Raw genomic sequence first — 21194 nt, 5'->3', positions numbered from 1 at the left:
ACCACTCAGCCCGCACCTGGCTCACCGCTCATGGTGGGCGCCGGTCGCCGGAATCCCCGGGTGAGCCGGAGCAGCTGGAGGAAGCCGACCGCCACCCAGCTCAGGCCGATGACGAAGGTCAGCGGTGACAGCGAGGTCCACAGCCACACCGTCAGCGCCACCCCGATGCCGGGGTTGAGCACGTAGCGGGCGAAGTCCGCGCCCCGGCGCCGCCCCTCGCCGACCGCGTAGTGCTTGATGACGCTCAGGTTGACGAAGGTGAAGGCGATCAGGGCACCGAAGCTCACCAGCGCGGCGGCCTGGTCCAGCGACATGACGCAGGCCAGCAGCGAGATCACGCCCACCACCAGGGTGGCCAGGTGCGGGGTCCGGTACTTCGGGTGGATGCGGGCGAAGACGCGGCCGGGCAGCGTGCCGTCCCGCCCCATGGAGAACAGGATCCGGGACACCGCGCTCTGCGCGGCCATCGCGGAGGCGAAGCAGGCCGCGACGTAGGCGGCGGTGAAGAGGGCCGCCAGGAAGTCCCCGCCAGCGCTGGCCATCACCTCGACCGAGGCCGAGTCCGGGTCGGTGAAGCTCCGCCAGTCCGGGTGGACCAGGTGGCCCACCCAGGACATCAGCACGAACAGCAGCCCGCAGAAGACCGTGCACAGGATGATCGCCCGCGGGATCGTCTTCCGCGGTTCCCGCGCCTCCTCGGAGAGGGTGGAGATCGCGTCGAAGCCCAGGAACGACAGGCAGAGCACAGCCGACCCGGCGACGACCGCGCTGAGCGAGAAGTCCGCGCTGTAGAACGGCGCGAGCAGGTCCACCGGTTCCGCGCGCCCGGACACGGTCAGGAAGCTCATCGCCAGGAACGTCGCGATGAACACCCCCTGCGCGCCCACCAGCACCATATTCATGCCGGTCACCAGCTTGATGCCGAGGACGTTCAACCCGGTGACGACCAGGATCGCCAGCACCACCCAGACCCACCCGGGCACCGCCGGGATCGCGATGCCCAGGTAGAGCCCGATGACGATGTAGCTGATCGTGGGCAGGAAGATGTAGTCCAGCAGCAGCGCCCAGCCGGTGAGGAATCCCGCGGCGGGGCCGAAGGTCTGCTGCGTGTAGGTGTAGGCCGATCCCGCCACCGGGTAGGCGCGCACCATGTTGGCGTACGCCAGCGCGGTGAAGGTCATGGCGACCAGCGTGACGAGGAACGCGGTGGGCAGGTGGCCCCGCGTCACGTCGGTGACGATCCCGTAGGTGGTGAAGGCGGCGAGCGGGACCATGTAGGCCAGCCCGAAGAGGAACAGCGAGGGCAGGCCCAGCACGCGCTTGAGGCCGTGCCCGGTCGGCGCCGCCGCCGACCGGGCGATCCCGGCACGGTTGTCGAGCCCGCTCAACGCAGCCCACTCGAGGCGACGGCGCGGGTGAGGGTCTGCTCCACCAGCCCGACCAGTTCGCCGATGGCCGCGCCGTCGGCGACCAGCGGCGGGGACAGCTGCAGCAGCGGGTTGCCCTCGGAGTCGACGGCCAGTCGGCAGAGCACGCCCGCCTCGACGGCGGCCGGGGCCAGGTGCTGGTCGACGAACTCGGCGGAGGGCAGCCGGTCCGCGGCCCAGGACTTCGCCGCCCGGTCGGTGACCAGCTCCACGCTGCGGTGGAAGCCGTCGCCGCGGATGTCCCCGACGATCGGGATCGCGCGGAGCCGTTCGAGCTCGGCGGCGAACGTCGAGCTGGTGGCCGCGACGTTGCCCAGCACGTCCAGCCTGCGCATGATGTCCAGGTTGGCCAGCGCCGCGGCGCACGCGACCGGGTGCCCGCCGTAGGTGAGCGCGTGGTTGTACATGCCGGCCGGCCCGTCCAGGACGGTCTCGATGATCCGGTCGTCGGCGATCACCCCGCCCAGCGGCACGTGGGCCGAGGCGATGCCCTTGGCGAAGGTGATGATGTCGGGCTGGAAACCGTAGTGGGTCGAGCCGAACCAGGCGCCGAGCCGACCGAAACCGGTGATCACCTCGTCGGCGATCAGCAGGATCCCGTGCCGGTCGCAGATCTCGCGCACGCCCTGGAAGTAGCCCGCGGGCGGGGTGAGGCTGCCACCGGCGTTCTGCAGCGGCTCCATGATCACCGCGGCGACGGTGTCCGGCCCCTCCTGCAGGACCAGCGATTCGAGCTCGTCCAGCAGGAACGCGGTGAACGCGGCCTCGGTCTCCTGGTCGGGGCGCCGGTACCGCTTGGTGTTGGACACGTGCCGGACGCCGGACATCAACGGCTCGAACATCTTGCGCACCTGCACCATGCCGTTGAGCGACATCGCGCCGAAGCTGGTGCCGTGGTAGGCGACCCGGCGGGCGATGAACTTCCGGCGCTCGGGCTCCCCGCGACTGATGTGGTACTGCCGGGCCAGCTTGATCGCGGCTTCGTTGGACTCCGAGCCGCTGGAGGTGAAGAACACCCGGTTCAGCTCGCCCGGCGCGAGCTCGGCCAGGGCGGCGGCCAGCTTCGCCGCGGGCGGGTGCGCGGAGCTCCAGGTGGTCTGGAAGGGCAGCTCGCCCATCTGCCGGGCGATGGCCTCGCCGATCTCGGTGCCGTGCGAGTAGCCGAGCTGGGTGCAGAACAGCCCGGCCAGGCCGTCGAAGTAGCGCTTGCCCGCTTCGTCCTCGACGTGGCAACCCTCGCCGCGGACGAAGATCGGCAGGTTGGCCTCGCGGTACTTCGCCGCCGGGGTGAAGTTCATGACCAGGTGGCGCTTCGCCAGCTCTTCGAGGGTGGTGGTGTGGGCGGACATGGTGCTCCCTGCGTTGTCGGTGTTGGTGGCCCGGAGGACCGTCAGTACTTGATCCAGGTGGTCTTCAGTCCGGTGAACTTCTCGATCGCGTGCGGCGAGAGGTCGCGCCCGTACCCGGACTGGCCGAAGCCGCCGAACGGGGTCAGCGGGCTCAGCGCGTCGACGGTGTTGACCGAGACGGTTCCGGCGCGCAGCGCGTCGGAGACCCGCATGGCGCGGGACAGGTCCGCGGTCCACACCGACGCGGCCAGGCCGTAGCGGCTGTCGTTGGCCAGCCGGACCGCGTCCGCCTCGTCGTCGAAGGCGGTCACGCACAGCACCGGTCCGAAGATCTCCTCGCGCTCGATGCGCGATCCCGGTGCGACGTCGTCGAAGACCGTCGGCTCCACGAAGCAGTCCCGCCGACCTCCACCGGTGACCAGGTTGGCCTCGCGCCTGCCGGCCGCGATGAACTCGGCGACCCGCTCGGCCTGGGTGAGGTCGACCAGCGGCCCCATCCGGCTCGCCGGGTCGAGCGGGTCGCCGGGCGCGTAGGCCGCGGCCCGCTCGGCGATCCGGGCGACCAGCTCGTCCTTGATCTCGCGGGCGGCGAGCAGCCGCGAGTTGGCCGAGCAGACCTCGCCCTGGTTGAAGAAGATGCCCGCGCACGCCGCGTCGGCGGCCGCGTCCAGGTCGCTGTCGGCGAAGACGACGTTGGGGCTCTTCCCACCGCACTCCGGCCACACCTGCTTGAGGTTGGACTCGGCGGCGTAGCGCAGGAACAGCTTGCCCACCGCGGTCGACCCGGTGAAGGCGATGCAGTCGACGTCGGGGTGCAGGCCCAGCGCGCGGCCGGTGGTCTCGCCGTGGCCGGGGACGACGTTGAGCGCCCCGTCCGGCAGCCCGGCCTCCGCGGCCAGTTCCGCCAGCCGCAGCGCCGACAGCGGGGACTGCTCGGCGGGCTTGAGCACCACCGAGTTCCCGGCGGCCAGCGCGGGTGCGAGCTTCCAGGTGGCCATGTCCAGCGGGAAGTTCCAGGGCACGACCGCGCCGACGACGCCGAGCGGGACGCGCCGCACCAGGGCGAGGTCCCCGGCCGCGGTCGGCGCGATCTCGCCGTAGTACTTGTCGATCGCCTCGGCGTACCAGCGGAACAGGCCCGCCGCACCGGGCACGTCGATCTCGTGGGCGTCGGTCACGAGCTTGCCCATGTCCATCGAGTCGAGCAGGGCGAGCTCGACGCGGTGCTCCTCGATCAGGTCGGCCAGGCGCAGCAGCACCTGCTTGCGCTCGGCGGGGGCGGCGGCGGACCAGGCGCCGGATTCGAAGCACTTCCGGGCGGCCGACACCGCGGCGTCGACGTCGGCGGCGCCGCACTCGGCGACCTCGGCCAGGGTGCGGCCGGTGGCCGGGTTGGTGGTCGGGAAGGTGCGGCCGTCGAGCGCTGCGGTGAACTCGCCGCCGACGAAGGCCGCGGTGCGCGGGGTGATCCCCGCGGCGGCCTCGCGCCACTGCTCGTAAGTCATTGCCGACATGGCTCTCCTGTTCGCGGGAAACTTTGAACGCAGATTCAAAGCTTCGGCAAATACCCATGTCAATAGCTCGCGAGTAGATTGCAAAATTTGAACCAGGGAATCAATAATGGCGAACGTGACACGGACCAGGACGCAGCAGGCACGCCGGGAGCAGTTCATCGACGCGGCGCTGCGGGCGATCAACGAGCACGGCCGCGACAAGGTGCGCATCCGGGACATCGCGGCGGAAGCGGGCGTTTCCCCGGGCTCGGTGCTCTACCACTACCCGGAGCTGGCCGAGCTGATGTTCGACGTGCACCGCACGGTGGCCGACCGCTTCTACCGGCACCGGGCCGACACCGTCGAGGCGGCCCGGAGCGCGGAGCACAAGCTCGCCGCGGCCATCCAGACCGGCCTGCCGTCCGGGCGGGACGACGAAGTCGCCTGCGTGCTCTACGAGATGCACGAGCTCGCCGACCGCAGCTCGGCACACGCCGCGCTCATGACCGGCCTGTACGACCGGGAGGTCGCGCTCTACGGGTCGGTGCTGGAGGTCGGGCGCGCCACGGGCGAGTTCACGCTGTCCCGGCCGGTGCGCGAGATCGCCGAGACGCTGGTGGCGCTGGAGGACGGCCTCGGCCTGCACCTGATGAGCAACAACACCTCGGTCGAGCGCAGCACCGCCGAGCACCTGCTCACCGAGTACGCGTGGCAGGCCACCGGTCGCGTGAGATGAGCGGACGACCCACGCCGAGAACCCCGCACCCACCCGACAGGACGCACCCATGAACGAGCCCTCCTTCACCCTCGTGCAGCTGCGCTACTTCGAGGCCGCGGCCCGGCACCTCAGCATGACCGCCGCCTCGAAGGAGCTGATGGTCTCCCAGTCGGCGGTGTCGACCGCGATCGCGCAGCTGGAGAAGGAGATGGGCGTGCAGTTCCTGCTGCGCCACCACGCCCGCGGGCTCAGCCTGACCACGGCGGGCGAGGCGTTCTACCGGCGGGTGCTGGACTTCCTCGCGCACGGCGCGGAACTGGTCGAGACCGCCCGGCAGTCCGGCACCGACCTGGTCGGACCGCTGACGGTCGGCTGCTTCACCACGCTCGCGCCGTTCCGGCTGCCCGGCCTGCTCGCGGAGTTCGAGGCCAAGCACCCGAAGGTCCAGGTGTCCCTGCGCGAAGGCGAGCACCGAGCGCTCAAGGCCGCGCTGCGCTCGGGCGAGACGGAGATCGCCCTGCTGTACGGCTACGACCTGGGCGACGACATCGACCGGGAGGTCGTGGGCACCGCGTCCCCCTACGTCCTCGTCCCCGAGGACCACTGGCTGGCGCGGCGGGAACCCCCCGAGGTCTCGCTGCAGGAGCTGGCCGACGAGCCGATGGTGCTGCTGGACCTGCCGCACAGCCGCGAGTACCTGCAGTCGGTGCTCAGCGACGCGGGCGTGCAGCCACCGATCCGTCACCGCACCAGTGGCTTCGAGACCGTCCGCGCCTTCGTCGCACACGGCCACGGCTTCGCACTGCTCAACCAGCGCCCGTCGACCGAGACCACCTACGCGGGGGCGCGAGCCGTAACGCTGGCGCTGACCGACGACATCCCGCCGCTGAACGTCGTGGTGGCCTCAATGCACGGCGTCCGCCTCACCCGGCGGGCGCAGGAGTTCCGGGAGCTGTGCCGCACCCGGTACGCTCACTGAGACCACTGTGGACCTTCACGCGAATTGACCTGCAGTACAAGTGAATCCTCGGACCGCGCCCTCGTGTGCGAGCGGTCGGTGCAGGCTGGACCCAGCGGCGGAGATGACCCGTTCGCCGGGTGCACCGGCGCGCGCACGAACAGCCGCCTGGATCAGCTGAGCCGATGCAGAACCACGGAAATATCCGCTTTATCCGCGCCCGGTGAACTCCAATAGTGGACCCACGATCGGCCCAGGCACCACACGTTCCGCGGCCGCAACGCTCCGCCACTCCCCCTCCGAACACCGCCCCACCCGTCGTGCGAAAGGGATTCCGCCGTGGCCATCACGAGCGACACGCACTCCGCCGACGCCGTCGGCGAATCCTCCCCAGCCCTGATCGAGCGCCACACCATCGGCCCCATCCCCGACGCGGAGCGCACCGGTTCGGCGCTCGGGGTGTTCGGCATCTGGTTGGGCGTCAACATGCTGCCCCTCACCGTCGTGACCGGCGCGCTGGCCACGACCGTCTTCGCGCTGCCCTTCGGGTGGGCGGTGGTGGCGATCGTGGTCGGCAACCTGGTCGGCGGGGTCTTCATGGCCCTGCACGCCTCCCAGGGCCCCCGGCTCGGCGTCCCGCAGATGATCCAGGCCCGCGCGCAGTTCGGCACCAAGGGCGCGGCCCTGGTCGTGCTCGTGGCCACCGTGATGTTCGCGGGCTTCTTCATCTCCAACCTCATCGTCGGCGCCCAGTCCCTGCGGAGCGCGTTCCCCTCGGTCGACCCGGCGGCGACGATCATCGGCGCCACCGTCGCCAGCATGGTCATCACCGTCTTCGGCCTGCGCCTGATCAAGGCGGTCATCACGCTGGGCGCAGTGGTCATCGGACTGCTGGTGCTGCTGTCCGCGGGGTGGATCCTGGCCTCCGGGGTGCCCACCGACAGCCTCTCGTCCGGGCACTTCACCGCAACCGGCTTCGTCTCGATGATCGCGGTTGGCGCGGTCTGGCAGATCGCCTACGCGCCCTACGTGTCGGACTACTCCCGCTACCTGCCCGCGAGGTCCGGTGCGAAACCGGCATTTTGGGCCACCTACGGCGGTTCCGTGCTCAGCACGCTCGTGGTCATGGCCCTCGGCTGCCTCATCGGCGTGGTGTCGCACGGCGACGACGTGATGGGCGGGCTCGGCGCGCTCACCGGTGACCTCGCGACGATCGTGCTGATCGGGTTCGCGCTGGCTTCCGGGCTCAGCAACGCCGGCAACGTCTACTGCGCCACGCTCAACGCGCTGACCCTCGTGCAGACGTTCCGGTCGGGCTGGATCCCCGCGCTGCGCGGGCGACTGGTCACCTCCGGGCTCGTGCACGTCGTCGGCGCGGTGGTCGCGCTGGCCGCCACCGACGGGTTCATCACCTCGTTCACCAACTTCATCACGACGCTGCTCTACGTGCTCATCCCGTGGTCGGCCATCAACCTCGTCGACTACTTCATCGTCCAGCAGGGGCACTACGACGTCGGCGCGTTCTTCGCCGCCGACGGAGGTCCCTACGGGACGTGGAACGTCCCGGCGCTGGCCGTGTACCTCGTCGGGCTCGCCGTGCAGGTGCCCTTCGCCGTGCTGTCGTTCTACACCGGACCGGTCGCCGAGGCGCTGGGCGGCATCGACCTGGCCTGGTTCGTCGGGCTCGTCGTCTCCGGCGGGCTGTTCCTGCCCATCGCACGCCGCACCCGAACTCCCCAGGAGGCGCAGTGACCACCCCCGAACTCGTCATCGTCAACGCCGAGGTCTTCTCCGGGGTGCCCGGCGCGACCTCCGTCGCGGTCACCGGTGGCCGCATCAGCGCGGTGGACCGCGAGCCCCTCGCGCACCTCGCCGGACCGCGCACCGAGGTGGTCGACGCGGGGGGCGCGACCCTCCTCCCCGGGTTCACCGACGCGCACGTCCACCCGCTCGCCGCTGGCGTCCAGCTGCTGACCTGCGACCTGTCCGGCCTGCCCCACTCGCCGGAGCGGTACCGGGAGGCGATCCGCTGCTACGCCGCCGCGCACCCCGACCTCGAGTGGATCCGCGGCAACGGCTGGTTCGGCGACACCTTCCCCGGCGGCCTGCCGCACCGGGACTTCCTGGACGAGGTCCTGCCCGACCGCCCCGCGGTGTTCGTCAGCCACGACGGCCACGGTGTCTGGGCGAACAGCCGGGCCCTCGAGCTGGCCGGGGTCGACGACACCACCCCCGATCCGCGCAACGGCCGGATCAACCGCGACCACCACGGCCGCGCGACCGGCGTGCTCGTGGAGAGCGCGGGTGACCTCGTGACCTCGCTGCTGCCGCCGATCACCGCCGAGTTCGTGGAATCGGCGCTGCTGGCGGCGCAGTCCCACCTCCACTCGCTGGGCGTCACCGGCTGGCAGGACGCCTGCGTCGGCTCGCTGTGGGGGCTGCCCGACCCGCTCCCGGCCTACCGCGCCCTCGCCCGCGACGGACGCCTCACCGCCCGCGTCGTGGGCGCGCTGTGGTGGTCGGCCGACCAGGGTCTCGACCAGATCGCCGCGCTGGAGGAGAAGCGGGCCACCAGCAGCGCAGGCCGGTTCCGCGCCACCTCGGTGAAGATCATGCAGGACGGGGTGTGCGAGAACTGCACCGGCGCGATGCTGGAGCCTTACGCAGGCAGCGCCCACCACGGCTCGTCCACCGGGATGTCGTTCATCGACCCCGGGCAGCTGCAGCAGATCTGCGCCGAGCTCGACCGCCGCCGGTTCCAGGTCCACCTGCACGCCGTGGGTGATCGCGCGGTGCGCGAGTGCCTCGACGCGCTCGAAGCCGCCCGCGAGGCCAACCCCGGTCATGACAACCGGCACCAGATCGCGCACCTCGACGTCGTGGCGCCGGAGGACGTCCCGCGCTTCGCCGAGCTCGGCGCCACCGCCAACATCCAGGCGCTGTGGGCACGGCGGGACAAGGAGATCGTGGAGCGCAAGCTGCCCCTGCTCGGACCCGGCAGGCAGCCGCACCACTTCCCCTTCGGGGACCTCCACCGGGCGGGCGCGCGCCTGGCGATGGGCAGCGACTGGCCCGTCACCGACCCCAACCCGCTGTGGGCGGTCCACACCGCCGCGACCCGGCTCGGGCCGCCGGAGGACCCGCACGCGGTCGGCGAGGAGGCGCTGACCGTCCCCCTGGAGCCAGCCCAGGCGATCGACCTGCGGGTCGCGCTCGAGGCCTACACCGCGGGCTCCGCGCACGCCAACCACGCCGAGGGCGAAGTCGGGCGGATCGCGCCCGGCATGCTCGCCGACCTGGCACTGCTGGACCGGCCGATCCTGTCCGGGGGCCAGGTCAGCGCCGCCCGCACGGTCCTGACCCTGGTGGGCGGCCAGGTCGTGCACCGCGCCTGAGCTCGCTGCATAGATCATTCCGATGCATTGGTCCTGAAACCTCTACTGGACAGAAAGTCGCTGCCTGGCCCACGCTGGATCCGTGGCACCGCCGATCCGTACCACGACCACCAGCGGGAAGGGGCCAGCAGTGACTGCTCACCACAGCAACCACGCCCACCCCGCCGCGGTCCCCGGCGGTGACTGGGTGGACGACCTCGCCGACCAGTTCACCGAGCTGCTCAACGTGTGGCCCCCGAAGCGCGAGGACTACCTCACCCGCCTGCTCGCCAGCGAACCGAGCAGCGACGGCGCGACCGCCCACCACACCCCCTGACACCACCTCTCCCGAGAAGGACGACGATGTCCCACGCCTCGACGCGCACCGAAAGCGACATGCTCGGCGAGATCAGCGTGCCCGCGGACGCCTACTACGGCGCCCACACCGCGCGCGCCCTGGTCAACTTCCCCATCACGCGGGAGACCCTGGCCGACCGCCCGCACCTGATCAACGCGCTGGCGGCGGTCAAGCAGGCCGCGGCCAGCGCCAACGCGCAGGTCGGCGCCCTCGACCAGACCAGGGCCGACGTCATCGCGCAGGCCTGCGCCGAGATCAGGGGCGGCCAGCTGCACGACCAGTTCGTCGTCGACCTCGTCCAGGGCGGGGCCGGGACCTCGACGAACATGAACGCCAACGAGGTCATCGCCAACCGCGCCCTGGAGCTGCTCGGCCACGACCGCGGCGACCACTCCGCGCTCCACCCGCTCGACCACGTGAACCTGGGCCAGAGCACCAACGACGTCTACCCCACGGCCGTCAAGCTCGCGCTGGACAGCCACCTCGCCGAGCTGCTGGCCGCGCTCGCCGGGTTGCGGGAGGCGTTCGCCGCCAAGGCCGTGGAGTTCGCCGACATCCTCAAGATGGGCCGCACCCAGCTGCAGGACGCGGTCCCGATGACGCTCGGGCAGGAGTTCGGCGCGTTCGCCGCCACGCTCGGCGAGGACGAGCAGCGCCTGGCCGAGGCCCGGTTGCTGCTGCACGAGCTCAACCTGGGCGGCACGGCGATCGGCACCGGGCTCAACGCGCGCCCCGGCTACCGCGAGCTCGCCGTGGCGCGCCTGCGCGAGCTGACCGGCATTCCGACGCTGGTCTCCGCGCCCGACCTCATCGAGGCCACCCAGGACGTCGGCGTCTTCGTGCAGCTGTCCGGAGTCCTGAAGCGGGTCGCGGTGAAGACCTCCAAGATCTGCAACGACCTGCGGCTGCTCTCCTCCGGCCCGCAGGCCGGGTTCGGCGAGATCACCCTGCCCGCCCGGCAGGCCGGGTCGTCGATCATGCCCGGCAAGGTCAACCCGGTCATCCCCGAGGTCGTCAACCAGGTCGCGTTCGAGATCATCGGCAACGACGTCACCGTCACCCTCGCCGCGGAGGGCGGGCAGCTGCAGCTCAACGCCTTCGAGCCGATCATCGCGCGGGCCCTGACCGCGGGCCTCGACCACCTGACCGCCGCGGTCGGCGTGCTCACCGAGCACTGCGTGCGCGGCATCACCGCCCACCGCGAGCACCTGGCGGGCATGGTCGCCACCTCCGCTGGCCTGGTGACCGCGCTGAGCCCCGCCCTCGGCCACGAGACCGCGTGCACCATCGCGATGGAGGCGCACCGCACCGGCCGTCCCGCGCTGGAGCTGGTGCGGGAACGGCGACTGCTGACCGACGAGCAGCTCAGCGCGCTGACCGCACCGCAGGCCCTCACCGGCGGGCCCCTCGGCTGACACCCGGGTCCGGGGCCCGCGCGGGGCCCCAGACCTCCTGGTCAGCGCTCGGCGACCCGCTCCACCCGGCCGACGAGCAGGACGTAGGACAGGATGCCCGCGACAGTCACCACGGTCATGTAGCCGAAGGCCGGGGTGAAGCTGTCCTCGGTGACCAGGAAGCCGATCACGATCGGCGTCGCGATCGAGGACAGGTTGCCGATGAAGTTGAACATCCCACCGGTGAGCCCGAGCAGCCGTTCCGGCGCCAGCGCCGAGACCAGCGACCAGGTGATCGAGGCCAGCCCGTTGCCGAAGAACGCCACCGACAGGAACGCGATCACCAGCGCCGTGGAGTCGGTGAAGCCCGCCCCCACCATCAGCGTGCTCAGCAGCAGCCCGATGATGATCGGCGCCTTGCGGGCCAAGCCCAGCGACGCGCCCCGCCGCAACAGGAAGTCCGACACCAGGCCGGAGGCCAGCACCCCGACCAGCGCGGCCACGAACGGCAGCGAGGCCAGGAACCCGGACTTGATGTAGTCCATCCCGCGGTAGTCCACCAGGTAGGTCGGGAACCAGGTGAGGAAGAACCACAGCGTCGAGGTCAGGCAGAACTGGCCCAGGTAGATGCCCCACAGCTTGCGCCGCCCGAGCACCGTGGCGAGGTCGCCGCGGGTGATCCGGGCCCGCCGCGGCTGCTCGTCGACCAGGTCGACCAGGCCGCCGCCGGAGCGGATCAGCTCGACCTCGGCGGCGTTGGCCCGCGACTCGCGGGGCTCGCGGTAGCCGAAGTACCAGACCGCGCCCCAGGCGATCCCGACCAGGCCGGTCAGGATGAAGACCCAGTGCCAGGACACCGCCGCCTGCAACCAGGACAGCACCGGGGTCAGCAGCGCCAGACCGATGAACTGCCCGGAGGTGTAGAAGCCGATGGCGGTGGCGCGCTCCCGCTCCGGGAACCACACCGCAGCGACCCGGCTGTTGATCGGGTACGCCGGTGCCTCGCACGCACCGACCATCAGCCGCAGCACGATCAGCGCGACGAACCCCCCGACCATGCCCATGAACAGCGTCGCCAGCGACCACAGCACCAGGCACAGCGGGTAGAGCACGCGCGGCCGGATCCGGTCCACCAACCAGCCGCCGGGAATCTGCACCGCCGCGTAGGTCCAGCCGAACGCCGAGAGCAGCAACCCCTGCTGGGCGGTGGACAGCTCCATCTCCTCGGCGATCGCGGGCAACGCGATCGACAGGTTCGAGCGGTCCAGATAGTTGATCACGACGGTGCCGAACAGCAGCACCGCGATGAGCACGCGGGCGCGGGAGGCGGTGGTGGCCCGCGCCGCGGTGGCGGTCCCGGTCATCGCGCTCACCACTCCGCCACAGAGCCGTCGGCGTGCCGCCAGACCGGGTTGCGCCAGCGGTGGCCCTCGGCGGCGCGCTCGGCCACGTACTCCTCGTTGATCTCGATGCCCAGCCCCGGGCCGGTCGGGATCGCGACCTGCCCGGCGGAGTAGGTGAACACCGCCGGGTCGACCAGGTAGTCGAGCAGGTCGTTGGAGGTGTTGTAGTGGATGCCCAGGCTCTGCTCCTGGATCGCGGCGTTGTAGCAACCCGCGTCAATCTGCAGGCAGGCGGCCAGCGCGATCGGCCCCAGCGGGCAGTGCAGCGCCAGCGCCACGTCGTGGGCCTCGGCCATGTGCGCGATCTTGCGGGCCTCGGTGATGCCACCGCAGTGCGACGGGTCCGGCTGGACGATGTCCACCGCGCCGGAGGCCAGCACCGACTTGAAGTCCCACCGCGAGTACAACCGCTCCCCCAGCGCGATCGGGATCGGCGAGCCCGTCAGCACGTCGGCGACGTCGTCGAGGTGCTCGGAGAGCACCGGTTCCTCGACGAACATCAGCCGGTGGGGCTCCAGCTCGCGCAGCAGCACCTTGGCCATCGGCCGGTGCACGCGACCGTGGAAGTCCACCCCGATGCCGATGTCCGGCCCGACCGCCTCGCGCACCGCGGCGACGTTGGCCACGCACTGGTCGACCTTGGCCCAGGTGTCGAGGTACTGCAGCTCCTCGGTGCCGTTCATCTTCACCGCGGTGAAACCGCGGTCGACCACGGCGCGGGCGGCCTGCGCTGTCTCGGCCGGGCGGTCACCGCCGATCCAGGAGTAGACCTTGATCCGGTCCCGCACCCGGCCGCCGAGCAGCTCGTGCACCGGCAGGCCCAGCGCCTTGCCCCGGATGTCCCACAGCGCCTGGTCGATCCCGGCGAGCGCGCTCATGTGGATGCCGCCGCCCCGGTAGAAGCCGCCGCGGTAGAGCACCGTCCAGATGTCCTCGATCCGCGAGGGGTCCTGGCCGATGAGGTGGTCGGAGAGCTCCTCGACGGTGGCCGCCACCGCGGCGGCGCGCCCCTCCAGGACCGGCTCACCCCAGCCGACGACACCCTCGTCGGTCTCGATCTTCAGGAACAGCCAGCGCGGCGGCACCTGGTATGTCGTCATCGACGTGATCTTCATCTGGTGCGTCTTCCCTCTGTCTCGTGCTCTCGGTGCCGGCTCAGCCAGCGGCACCGGCCCAGGCGCGGCGCATCGCGACCGCGCGGGTGCCGACCTGTTCCGGGGTGTCCCCGGGCCGGTAGAGCGCGGAGCCGAGCCCGGCGCCGCCCGCTCCGGCCGCCGCCCACGCGGCGAGGTTGGTCTCGTCCACCCCTCCGACCGGCAGCATCTCGACGTCCGGCGGCAGGACCGCCCGCCACGCCTTCATCCCGGCCATCCCCACCGCGTCGGCGGGGAACAACTTCAGGTGCCGCGCCCCGGCCGCGATCGCGGTGAACGCCTCGGTCGGCGTGGCCACCCCGGGGTAGGGCCGCATCCCCGCCGCCACCGCCGCGGCGATGATCGCGGGATCGGTGTTGGGTGCGACGACGATCCGCGCCCCGGCGGCGTGGGCGCGCGGCACGTCGGCGACGTCGACCACCGTGCCGACGCCCACCGCGCAGCGCTCCCCCAAGGCCCCGGCCAGCCGCTCGACCGAGGTGAACGGGTCCGGCGAGTTCAGCGGCACCTCGATGGCATCGACTCCGGCGTCGACGAGCGCCTCGCCGATGCCGAGCACCTCCCCCGGTGTGACGCCGCGCAGGATCGCGATCAGTCCGCTGCCGTGCATTGCTCCTCCTGTGCTTCGGGCTGGTGGAGTCCGGTCGTGCGCGCGATCCGCCAGAGCCCGCGGGCCGCGACGTCCTCGGTCAGGACGGTCGGGACGACGCCGTGCGCGGCCAGCGCCTGCTGGTAGCGGCGGCACAGGTCCGCGGTGCCGCACAGCAGCACCCGGCCGGGGCCGGTGGTCGGCAGCAGGTGCGCGACCTCGTCGGCGATGAGCACGCCGGAGACGTAGTCGGGCACCGACGCCGGGGCCAGCAGGCCGTCGAGCACCAGCGGACGGGCGCCGAAGAGCTCGGTGGCCAAGCCGCGCGAGCGCCCGGCGAGCAGGCCGCGGGCGAAGGCCTCGTCGTCGCGGCGGGGTTCGGTGGCCGTGCGGGCGAGGATCCCGTCGGCGGTCAGCAACCCGAACAGCTCGCCGGACATCGCCGTGGTGAACGAGCGCACCTCGCCGCCCTCGACCCGCACCCACTTGCCGTGCGTGCCGGGCAGGACCAGGGTGACGGCCTCGGCGGGGTCGTCCAGCGCTTCCAGCGCACCGATGACCTGCGCCTCCTCGCCGCGGATGACGTCGCCGGGCACTCCCTCGGCGGACGGGACCCGCAGGCCGGGCACCAGGTTTACCGTTCCCCGGCGGTGCCGCACCGGCACGAGCGCATCGGCGCCGAAGCGCAGGTCGGCGGGCACGGTGCGGTACCCGGCGTCGGCCCAGCCCTGCGCGCTGCCGACCATGCCGCAGGCGATCACCGGCAGGTCCGGGTGCGCGGTGACCCAGTCGCCGCAGGCCGACCAGAAAGCCGCCTCGTAGGCGCGTTCCCGCTCGCGGACGTCGCGGACGTCGATGCCCGAGGTGGTGGCCAGCAAGCCCTGGTCGGGGCGGCGGACGTCGAGGATCCCGCCGTCCCGGTCGAGCAGCCAAGCGCGCTGCGCGGAGGTTCCCCAGTCGAGCGCGATCAGGCTCGCGGCGCGGCGGACGTCGGTCATGGGCGCCAACTCTGCGAGATGGTTCCCGATAATGCGAACACGGTCCCCATATGTAGGATCAGTGGCCATGCCTACCGAGGAATCCGCTGCTCCGCCGGGCACCCAGACGCTGGCCAGGGGGTTGGCGGTGGTGCGCGCGGTGGCCGACGGCGCCACCGACCTGCGCGGTCTCGTCGAGCGGACCGGCCTGGGCCGCAGCACCGCGCACCGGCTGGTGCAGCTGCTGGTGAGCGAGGGGTACGTGCGGTCCGGACGCGACGGTTACGCGCTGGGGCCGACGCTCATCGAACTCGGTTTCCAGGCCCTGCACGGCAACCCGCTGCCGGTAGTGGCCCGGCCGGTCCTCGAGGAGCTGTCGGCGCAGCTGCAGGACACCGTCCACCTCGCGGTGCGCGACGGCTCGTCGGTGCTCTACCTGGACAAGCTGCCCGGTTCGCGTGGCGCGGAGATGCGCTCCCGCATCGGGCACCGGATGCCGTTGACCCGCACCGGCGTCGGCATGGCCCTGCTGCTGGACTCACCGCACGAGTGGGAGCCGCTGCACCGGGCCGAAACCCCGGTGGAGCCCGCACTGGCCAACGACGACGTCGAGGCGTTCACCGCCCGGATGCGCGAGTACGTGGCGTCGCAGGTGACGATGGACAACGAGGACAACGAGCCGGGCATCCGCTGCGTGGCCGCCCCGGTCCGCGACGCCACCGGTGCCGTGGTGGGCGCGATCAGCGTCTCGGCCACCCGCCCGTACATGCCCGCGGCCCGGATGCGCGGCCTGGTCAAGGTGGTCAGCCGCGCGGCCCAGCGGATCTCCGCCGCACTGGGCCACCGGGCCAGCTGACCGAGAAGTGCCGCGCCGCAGTGGATTTCGCTGCACGGCGCTGGCCACGCACTCCTCGGCCGGGCCAGCCGGATGCCGGCGGACCCGGCCGCTGCGCGGTGGGACTGGTCAGGGGAGCTCGATGACCTGCCCGGTGGCGGCGCCCTCGACCGCCTTCTGGAAGCCGCGCGCGACGTCGGCCAGGTCGACCGGGGGGAAGCCTGGGAAGTAGTCGCCGAAGTCGGCCAGGCTCTCGGTGAACACCGAGGGGCTGACCACGTTGATCCGGCGCGGGGCGATCTCGATCGCCGCCGCGCGCACGAACGCTTCGATCGCGCCGTTGACGGTGGCCGCGGCCGCGCCGGAGACCACCGGGTCGCGCGACGGGATTCCGCTGATCAGGGTGAAGGAACCGCGCGGTGCCACGTGCTCCAACCCGGTGCGGACGAGGTTGATCTGGGCGAGGGCCTTCTGCTGCCACGCCGCTTCGAAGTCCGCGGAGCGGAGTGCGCCGAGCGGCGCGTAGGACACCTCCCCGGCTGCCGAGACGACCGCGTCGACCTGCCCGACCTGCTGCCACATCCCGGCCAGCTGCGCCTCGTCGGAGATGTCGCACCGGACGTCGCCGGTGCTCCGGCCGACGGTGACGATGTCGTGGCCGCGCTCCCGCATGAGCTGGTCGACGGCTCGGCCTGCTTTCCCTGCTGCGCCTACGAGGATGATCCGCATGCCCCGACGTTAGGGCCGGTCTCGCCCGGAAGGGAAATACGCGCCACGCCACCCGTTATACGCTGGGCGCATGAATGTCGAGCTGCGGCACCTGCGCGCCCTCGTCGCCCTGGCCGAGTCGGACACGTTCACCACCGCGGCCGCCGTCCTGGGCACCACCCAGCCGACGCTGTCGCGCACGATCACGCAGCTGGAGGAGATCACCGGGGTGCGGCTGGTCGAGCGCACGACCCGGGAGATGTCGTTCACCCCGGCCGGGCGGGGGTTCTCCGCGACGGCGCGCGACCTGCTCGCCCAGCTCGACGGCGCGGTGGCCGAACTGGGCCGCACCGAGGCCCCGCTCCGGCTCGGGTGGGCCTGGGCGGGCTTCGGCCGCCACACCGTCCCCCTGATCCAGGAGTGGCGGGAGGCCGAGGCGGGTTCGATCGAGCTCAGCCGCCCGCACGACCCGGTGGCGGCGCTCCGGCGCGGCGAGATCGATGCCGCCCTCATCCGCCGGTCGCCACCGTCCCCGGAACCCCTGCCCGGCCTCGCGATGACCACCCTGTTCACGGAGGAACTCGTCGCGGCGATCGCGGCGGACGACCCGCGCGCGGCGAAGAGCGCCGTCACGCTGCTCGAACTGGCAGCTGGCCCCATCGCCGCCTGCGCGACCGCACCGACCGTGACGAACCACATCTGGCAGCACACCGGCCGCACACCGCGCGCCATCAGCGTGGCCAACACCGACGAGTGGCTGACCCGGATCTCCATCGGCGACGCAGTCGGCGTGACCGCCGAAGCCACCACCTACCACCACCACGTGCCCGAGGTCGCGTACCGCCCCATCGAGGACTCCCCGCCCGTGGAGGTCGCCCTCGCCTGGTCGGCAGCCGAGCCGCACCCGCGGGCCCATGCCTTCGCGCAGTTCGCGCGGGAGTACTTCACCCGGATCCTCGACGCCAGCGCCCCGCCGCTGGTCCTGAGCCACGACGCGCAGTCCGCGCTCGACCGACCAGTCCACTGAGGACCCCGTGCTGATCGCCCGGGGCGCCCCGGGGCGCAAATGAGTTGAACGCCGTTGTCGGGCTGTGGTAGATATTTCGGCAGTGCCGCGTGTCGACGCCAGGTGGACGGCGTTGGCATGGAGGCACCGTGGCTGAGGAGACCGCCATGCGTCCACGTCTCAAGATCAACTGAGCGACGCCGGAGCCCTTCCTGCTCCGTAGAACGCGGTCCACACCGGATCCTCCCCGCCACCCGCCCTGCTGCTGGGTGCGCACGGCTCGTGCCGTCCGCTGACCGGACGTCCGAGGTGACCGCGTCGTCCCCTCCCCCTCGAAGCACCCGTCGTCGTGCCCGGCTGCGCGCGTGCCCGCAGCACGCCCGGCGCGTCGGCGCTGGAAAGGAACCGAATGCCGAACACCCACCCCGCCATCCGGGAATTCGCCGTCGCTGGGGCGGAAGAAGGCCCGTACAGCATCACGACCGGCCCCGACGGCGCGCTGTGGCTCACCTTCGCGCACAGCGGGGAGATCGCGCGGCTGACGCTCGACGGGCAGCTCAGCCGGTACCCGGCGGGACCGGAGTCGTGCCGCCCCACGGTGATCACCCGCGGGCCGGACGACGCGCTGTGGTTCGCCCGAACCGACGGCCACCTCGGGCGCATCACCACCGGTGGCGAGCTCACCGCGTTCGCCCTGCCCGATCCCGCCGCCAACCCCTTCGGCCTCTGCACGGGCCCGGACGGGGCGCTGTGGTTCACCGAGCTGAACACCGACCGGATCGGCCGCGCCACGCTCGACGGCGACATCACCCACTTCGCGCTGACCTCGACGGGGGCGTTCCCGTCGTTCATCACGCCGGGACCGGACGGGGCACTGTGGTTCACCCTCAACCAAGCCGACGCGATCGGCCGCATCGACCTGACCGGGGAGGTGGTGCTTCACCCGCTGCCCGGAGGCGCCGCACCGGTGGGCATCACCTGCGGGGCCGACGGCGCGCTGTGGTTCGTGGAGATCGCGGCGGGCAAGGTCGGGCGGCTCGACGTGGGCGGTGACCTGCAGGAGTTCCCCCTGCACCACCCGGACGCCAAACCGCACGCCATCACCGCGGCGCCCTCCGGCGACTGCTGGTTCACCCAGTGGGGAGCCAACCGCGTCGGCCGCATCTCGCCCGGCGGTCACCTCACCGAGCACGACCTGCCCACGCCGGGCTCGGAACCGCACGGCATCGCGATCGGCCCGGACGGGGCCGTGTGGACGGCGCTGGAGACCGGCTCCGTCGCCCGCATCGCCCACTGACCCAGAACTGGAGGAAACCCGTGCCAGCAACGTTCAACCACACCATCATCGTCTCCAAGGACCGCGAGGAGTCAGCCGCGTTCTACCGGGAGGTCCTGGAAGCGGCCGAAGCGCCGTCCTGGGGACCGTTCACCAACATCCAGCTCCACGAGGGCGTGCTGCTGCAGTTCGCCGAACCCCCGGTGGAGGAGGTCCAGATGCAGCACTACGCGTTCCTGGTCGACGACGAGCTGTTCGACCGCGCCTATGAACGTTTGCTGCGCAAGGGCATCGAGCACTGGGCCGACCCCCAGCAGACCCGCCCGGCAGAGATCAACCACAACCACGGAGGCCGCGGCGTCTACTTCAAGGACCCCGCCGGACACGCCCTCGAACTGATCACGAGCCCCTACCTGTGACCGACGAACCAGCGCTCCGCGACGACGTCCGTCTGCGGCGGTGCCACGGGCAGTGCGCCACGCGAGGAACCCGGTTTCGCACCACCTGAGGCACCTCGAGCAGGGCAAGCAACCTCCCCGCGGAACGGAAACCTCCTCACTCGCGTCCTGAGCTGAGGGCACCTCTCACCGCGCACCTCGGCGAAGCACGCCCTCCGGAGCCAACTCGCGGTGGTGTCTCGGTGTAGGGGATTTCCTCAGCCGGGTTGGGGAGTTCCCAACCGCCGCCAAGGGAAGCCCCAGTTGTTGGGCAGGTCACCCGAAATTAGCGTTCCCGGGACACCGGCCCGCCGACCCCCGGCGGGCCGGACGGGACCGCGGAGGGCGTGGCCGATGACCGACGAAATGCTTCCCGAGGAGCGGAAGTCGTACCGGTACCAGTGGTACGTGGTGGTGGTCTGCATGGTCGCCTACGTCTTCTCCTTCGTCGACCGGCAGATCCTGTCGCTGATGATCGAGCCGATCAAGCGCGACCTGGGCCTCACCGACACCCAGTTCAGCCTGCTCAACGGGCTGGCGTTCTCCCTGCTGTACTCGTTCATGGGGCTGCCCATCGCGCTGCTGGCCGACAAGCGGTCCCGGCCGCTGATCATCTCCGTCGGCGTCGCGTTCTGGAGCCTGGCCACCGCGCTTTCGGGGCTCAGCAAGGGGTTCGCGCACATGTTCCTGGCGCGGATCGGGGTGGGCGTCGGCGAGGCCGCGCTGTCGCCCGCGGCGTACTCGATGTTCAGCGACATGTTCCCGAAGAACAAGCTCGGACGCGCCTACGGCATCTACTCGCTGGGGTCGTTCATCGGCGGCGCCGCGGCGTTCATCATCGGCGGCTACGTCATCAACCTGCTCAAGTCGGTCGATGCCGTCGCGCTGCCGCTGGTCGGCGAGGTGCGCGCCTGGCAGCTGACGTTCCTCATCGTCGGGCTGCCCGGGCTCCTGCTGGCACTGCTGGTGTTCCTGACCGTGCGCGACCCGGGCCGCCGGGGGCTCAAGCACAACGCCGACGGCGGCGTGCAGAAGGTCGCGCTGCGCAATGTGTTCGCGTTCCTGTGGGGACACCGCAGGACCTTCGCGATGCACTACCTCGGGTTCTCCCTCTACGCCCTGGTGCTGCTGGGGATGATGGCCTGGACCCCGGCGTTCTACATCCGCGCCTTCGGGCTGACCTCCACCGAAGCCGGCTACCTGCTGGGTGTGGTGGTGCTGGTGGCCAACGGCAGCGGGGTGCTCTTCGGTGGCTGGCTGGTCGACCTGCTGGCCAAGCGCGGGCACCCGGACGCCGCGATGCGCGCCGGGGTGATCGGCGCGGTGGGCATGACGGTGCCGGTCATCGCCTTCACCCAGGTCGGCAACCTGTGGGCATCGCTGGCGCTGCTGGCGGTGGCGATGTTCTTCGCCTCCTTCCCGATGCCCGCCTCCACCGCCGCCATGCAGGTGCTCAGCCCCAACCAGATGCGCGCCCAGGTGTCGGCGATGTTCCTGCTGATCTCGAACCTGATCGGCCTCGCGCTGGGCACCACCCTGGTCGCGCTGGTCACCGACCGGGTCTTCGGGGACGAGCGGATGGTCGGCTCGTCGCTGTCCCTGGTCTACGGCGTCGCCTCGGTGGTGACCGTCCTGCTGCTGTGGCGCGGCTGCGGGCACTTCCGGCGCAGCCTCTCGCGTGAAAGGCTGCACGCCGAGCAGCACGAAGCAGTCCCGGCCAGCTGACATCCGGAAACGA

The 21194-nt window shown here is 71.5% G+C and carries 19 protein-coding genes; 11 read left to right on the top strand and 8 right to left on the bottom strand.

Annotated elements, in window-relative coordinates; genetic code table 11:
• Positions 1-5: 5 nt before the first annotated feature.
• From ABT324_RS22710 to ABT324_RS22700, 3 genes are read right to left on the bottom strand one after another with little or no spacing between them, the layout of a single operon-like run.
• Positions 6-1388 (bottom strand): APC family permease, encoded by a 1383-nt coding sequence (locus tag ABT324_RS22710; RefSeq protein ID WP_351180990.1) that lies wholly within the window; start codon positions 1386-1388, stop codon positions 6-8.
• Entirely contained in the window at positions 1385-2776 is a 1392-nt protein-coding gene (locus tag ABT324_RS22705) for an aspartate aminotransferase family protein (RefSeq protein ID WP_351180987.1), read from the bottom strand. The genes ABT324_RS22710 and ABT324_RS22705 overlap by 4 nt, the downstream gene beginning before the upstream one ends.
• A gap of 41 nt (positions 2777-2817) precedes the next feature.
• Entirely contained in the window at positions 2818-4281 is a 1464-nt protein-coding gene (locus ABT324_RS22700; protein WP_351180984.1) for an aldehyde dehydrogenase, read from the bottom strand.
• A gap of 124 nt (positions 4282-4405) precedes the next feature.
• Here ABT324_RS22700 and ABT324_RS22695 point away from each other — a divergent pair, with 124 nt between their 5' ends.
• The 6 genes from ABT324_RS22695 (at position 4406) to ABT324_RS22670 (ending at position 11092) form a co-directional block, all read left to right on the top strand.
• Positions 4406-5005 carry a TetR/AcrR family transcriptional regulator gene (locus tag ABT324_RS22695; RefSeq protein WP_351180981.1) on the top strand — a complete coding sequence of 200 codons (600 nt, stop codon included), beginning with the start codon at positions 4406-4408 and terminating at the stop codon, positions 5003-5005.
• 49 nt (positions 5006-5054) lie between these two features.
• Entirely contained in the window at positions 5055-5966 is a 912-nt protein-coding gene (locus tag ABT324_RS22690; RefSeq protein ID WP_351180978.1) for a LysR substrate-binding domain-containing protein, read from the top strand.
• A gap of 318 nt (positions 5967-6284) precedes the next feature.
• On the top strand, positions 6285-7697 hold the full coding sequence (locus ABT324_RS22685) for a purine-cytosine permease family protein (RefSeq protein ID WP_351180975.1): 1413 nt from the start codon (positions 6285-6287) through the stop codon (positions 7695-7697).
• Complete coding sequence (locus ABT324_RS22680) at positions 7694-9340, top strand: amidohydrolase (protein WP_351180972.1); 1647 nt, start codon at positions 7694-7696, stop codon at positions 9338-9340. The genes ABT324_RS22685 and ABT324_RS22680 overlap by 4 nt, the downstream gene beginning before the upstream one ends.
• Before the next feature lie 130 nt (positions 9341-9470).
• Entirely contained in the window at positions 9471-9656 is a 186-nt protein-coding gene (locus ABT324_RS22675) for a hypothetical protein (RefSeq protein ID WP_351180969.1), read from the top strand.
• A gap of 26 nt (positions 9657-9682) precedes the next feature.
• Positions 9683-11092: an aspartate ammonia-lyase gene (locus ABT324_RS22670; protein WP_351180966.1), complete on the top strand. Its 1410-nt coding sequence runs from the start codon at positions 9683-9685 to the stop codon at positions 11090-11092.
• Between the two features lie 41 nt (positions 11093-11133).
• Here ABT324_RS22670 and ABT324_RS22665 read toward each other — a convergent pair whose 3' ends face one another.
• The 4 genes from ABT324_RS22665 to ABT324_RS22650 are packed head-to-tail and all read right to left on the bottom strand — an operon-like array spanning position 11134 to position 15215.
• Positions 11134-12435, bottom strand: coding sequence for an MFS transporter (locus ABT324_RS22665; protein WP_351180963.1), 1302 nt, complete (start codon positions 12433-12435; stop codon positions 11134-11136).
• Between the two features lie 5 nt (positions 12436-12440).
• Complete coding sequence (gene dgoD / locus ABT324_RS22660) at positions 12441-13589, bottom strand: galactonate dehydratase (RefSeq protein ID WP_351180960.1); 1149 nt, start codon at positions 13587-13589, stop codon at positions 12441-12443.
• A 40-nt stretch (positions 13590-13629) separates the two neighbouring features.
• A complete protein-coding gene (locus ABT324_RS22655) occupies positions 13630-14238 on the bottom strand; it encodes a 2-dehydro-3-deoxy-6-phosphogalactonate aldolase (RefSeq protein WP_351180957.1) in 609 nt (202 codons plus the stop codon).
• Entirely contained in the window at positions 14220-15215 is a 996-nt protein-coding gene (locus ABT324_RS22650; protein WP_351180954.1) for a 2-dehydro-3-deoxygalactonokinase, read from the bottom strand. Before ABT324_RS22650 ends, ABT324_RS22655 begins: the two co-directional genes overlap by 19 nt.
• 67 nt (positions 15216-15282) lie before the next feature.
• Between ABT324_RS22650 and ABT324_RS22645 the strand changes: the two genes are divergently transcribed.
• Positions 15283-16050, top strand: coding sequence for an IclR family transcriptional regulator (locus ABT324_RS22645; protein WP_351180951.1), 768 nt, complete (start codon positions 15283-15285; stop codon positions 16048-16050).
• Positions 16051-16158: 108 nt separating this feature from the next.
• On the opposite strand, the gene ABT324_RS22640 is transcribed toward ABT324_RS22645, so the two are convergent.
• On the bottom strand, positions 16159-16758 hold the full coding sequence (locus tag ABT324_RS22640) for a short chain dehydrogenase (RefSeq protein ID WP_351180948.1): 600 nt from the start codon (positions 16756-16758) through the stop codon (positions 16159-16161).
• A gap of 70 nt (positions 16759-16828) precedes the next feature.
• On the opposite strand from ABT324_RS22640, the gene ABT324_RS22635 reads away from it, so the two are divergent.
• The 4 genes from ABT324_RS22635 to ABT324_RS22620 all read left to right on the top strand — a co-directional run bounded on the left by ABT324_RS22635 (position 16829) and on the right by ABT324_RS22620 (position 21181).
• Positions 16829-17764, top strand: a complete 936-nt coding sequence (locus ABT324_RS22635; RefSeq protein WP_351180945.1) for a LysR family transcriptional regulator — start codon at positions 16829-16831, stop codon at positions 17762-17764.
• A 388-nt stretch (positions 17765-18152) separates the two neighbouring features.
• The gene (locus ABT324_RS22630; protein WP_351180942.1) at positions 18153-19040 is read left to right on the top strand and encodes a Vgb family protein; all 888 of its coding nucleotides are present in this window, start codon (positions 18153-18155) and stop codon (positions 19038-19040) included.
• Between the two features lie 20 nt (positions 19041-19060).
• Positions 19061-19438 carry a VOC family protein gene (locus ABT324_RS22625; RefSeq protein WP_351180939.1) on the top strand — a complete coding sequence of 126 codons (378 nt, stop codon included), beginning with the start codon at positions 19061-19063 and terminating at the stop codon, positions 19436-19438.
• Between the two features lie 372 nt (positions 19439-19810).
• Positions 19811-21181, top strand: coding sequence for a spinster family MFS transporter (locus ABT324_RS22620; RefSeq protein WP_351180936.1), 1371 nt, complete (start codon positions 19811-19813; stop codon positions 21179-21181).
• The last annotated feature ends 13 nt before the right edge of the window (positions 21182-21194 follow it).

The sequence above is a fragment of the Saccharopolyspora sp. NPDC000359 genome, assembly GCF_040300525.1.
Classification (GTDB): Bacteria; Actinomycetota; Actinomycetes; order Mycobacteriales; family Pseudonocardiaceae; genus Saccharopolyspora.
This window is presented reverse-complemented; position numbering and strand designations above follow the sequence as displayed.

Bases quoted from the DNA above. Each gene is read 5' to 3' on its own strand.
- ABT324_RS22620 (WP_351180936.1), top strand. From the start codon at position 19,811: ATGACCGACGAAATGCTTCCCGAGGAGCGGAAGTCGTACCGGTACCAG.
- ABT324_RS22640 (WP_351180948.1), bottom strand. From the start codon at position 16,758: ATGCGGATCATCCTCGTAGGCGCAGCAGGGAAAGCAGGCCGAGCCGTC.
- ABT324_RS22670 (WP_351180966.1), top strand. From the start codon at position 9,683: ATGTCCCACGCCTCGACGCGCACCGAAAGCGACATGCTCGGCGAGATC.
- ABT324_RS22645 (WP_351180951.1), top strand. From the start codon at position 15,283: ATGCCTACCGAGGAATCCGCTGCTCCGCCGGGCACCCAGACGCTGGCC.
- ABT324_RS22650 (WP_351180954.1), bottom strand. From the start codon at position 15,215: ATGACCGACGTCCGCCGCGCCGCGAGCCTGATCGCGCTCGACTGGGGA.
- ABT324_RS22665 (WP_351180963.1), bottom strand. From the start codon at position 12,435: ATGACCGGGACCGCCACCGCGGCGCGGGCCACCACCGCCTCCCGCGCC.
- dgoD (WP_351180960.1), bottom strand. From the start codon at position 13,589: ATGAAGATCACGTCGATGACGACATACCAGGTGCCGCCGCGCTGGCTG.
- ABT324_RS22655 (WP_351180957.1), bottom strand. From the start codon at position 14,238: ATGCACGGCAGCGGACTGATCGCGATCCTGCGCGGCGTCACACCGGGG.
- ABT324_RS22705 (WP_351180987.1), bottom strand. From the start codon at position 2,776: ATGTCCGCCCACACCACCACCCTCGAAGAGCTGGCGAAGCGCCACCTG.
- ABT324_RS22635 (WP_351180945.1), top strand. From the start codon at position 16,829: ATGAATGTCGAGCTGCGGCACCTGCGCGCCCTCGTCGCCCTGGCCGAG.
- ABT324_RS22700 (WP_351180984.1), bottom strand. From the start codon at position 4,281: ATGACTTACGAGCAGTGGCGCGAGGCCGCCGCGGGGATCACCCCGCGC.
- ABT324_RS22630 (WP_351180942.1), top strand. From the start codon at position 18,153: ATGCCGAACACCCACCCCGCCATCCGGGAATTCGCCGTCGCTGGGGCG.
- ABT324_RS22690 (WP_351180978.1), top strand. From the start codon at position 5,055: ATGAACGAGCCCTCCTTCACCCTCGTGCAGCTGCGCTACTTCGAGGCC.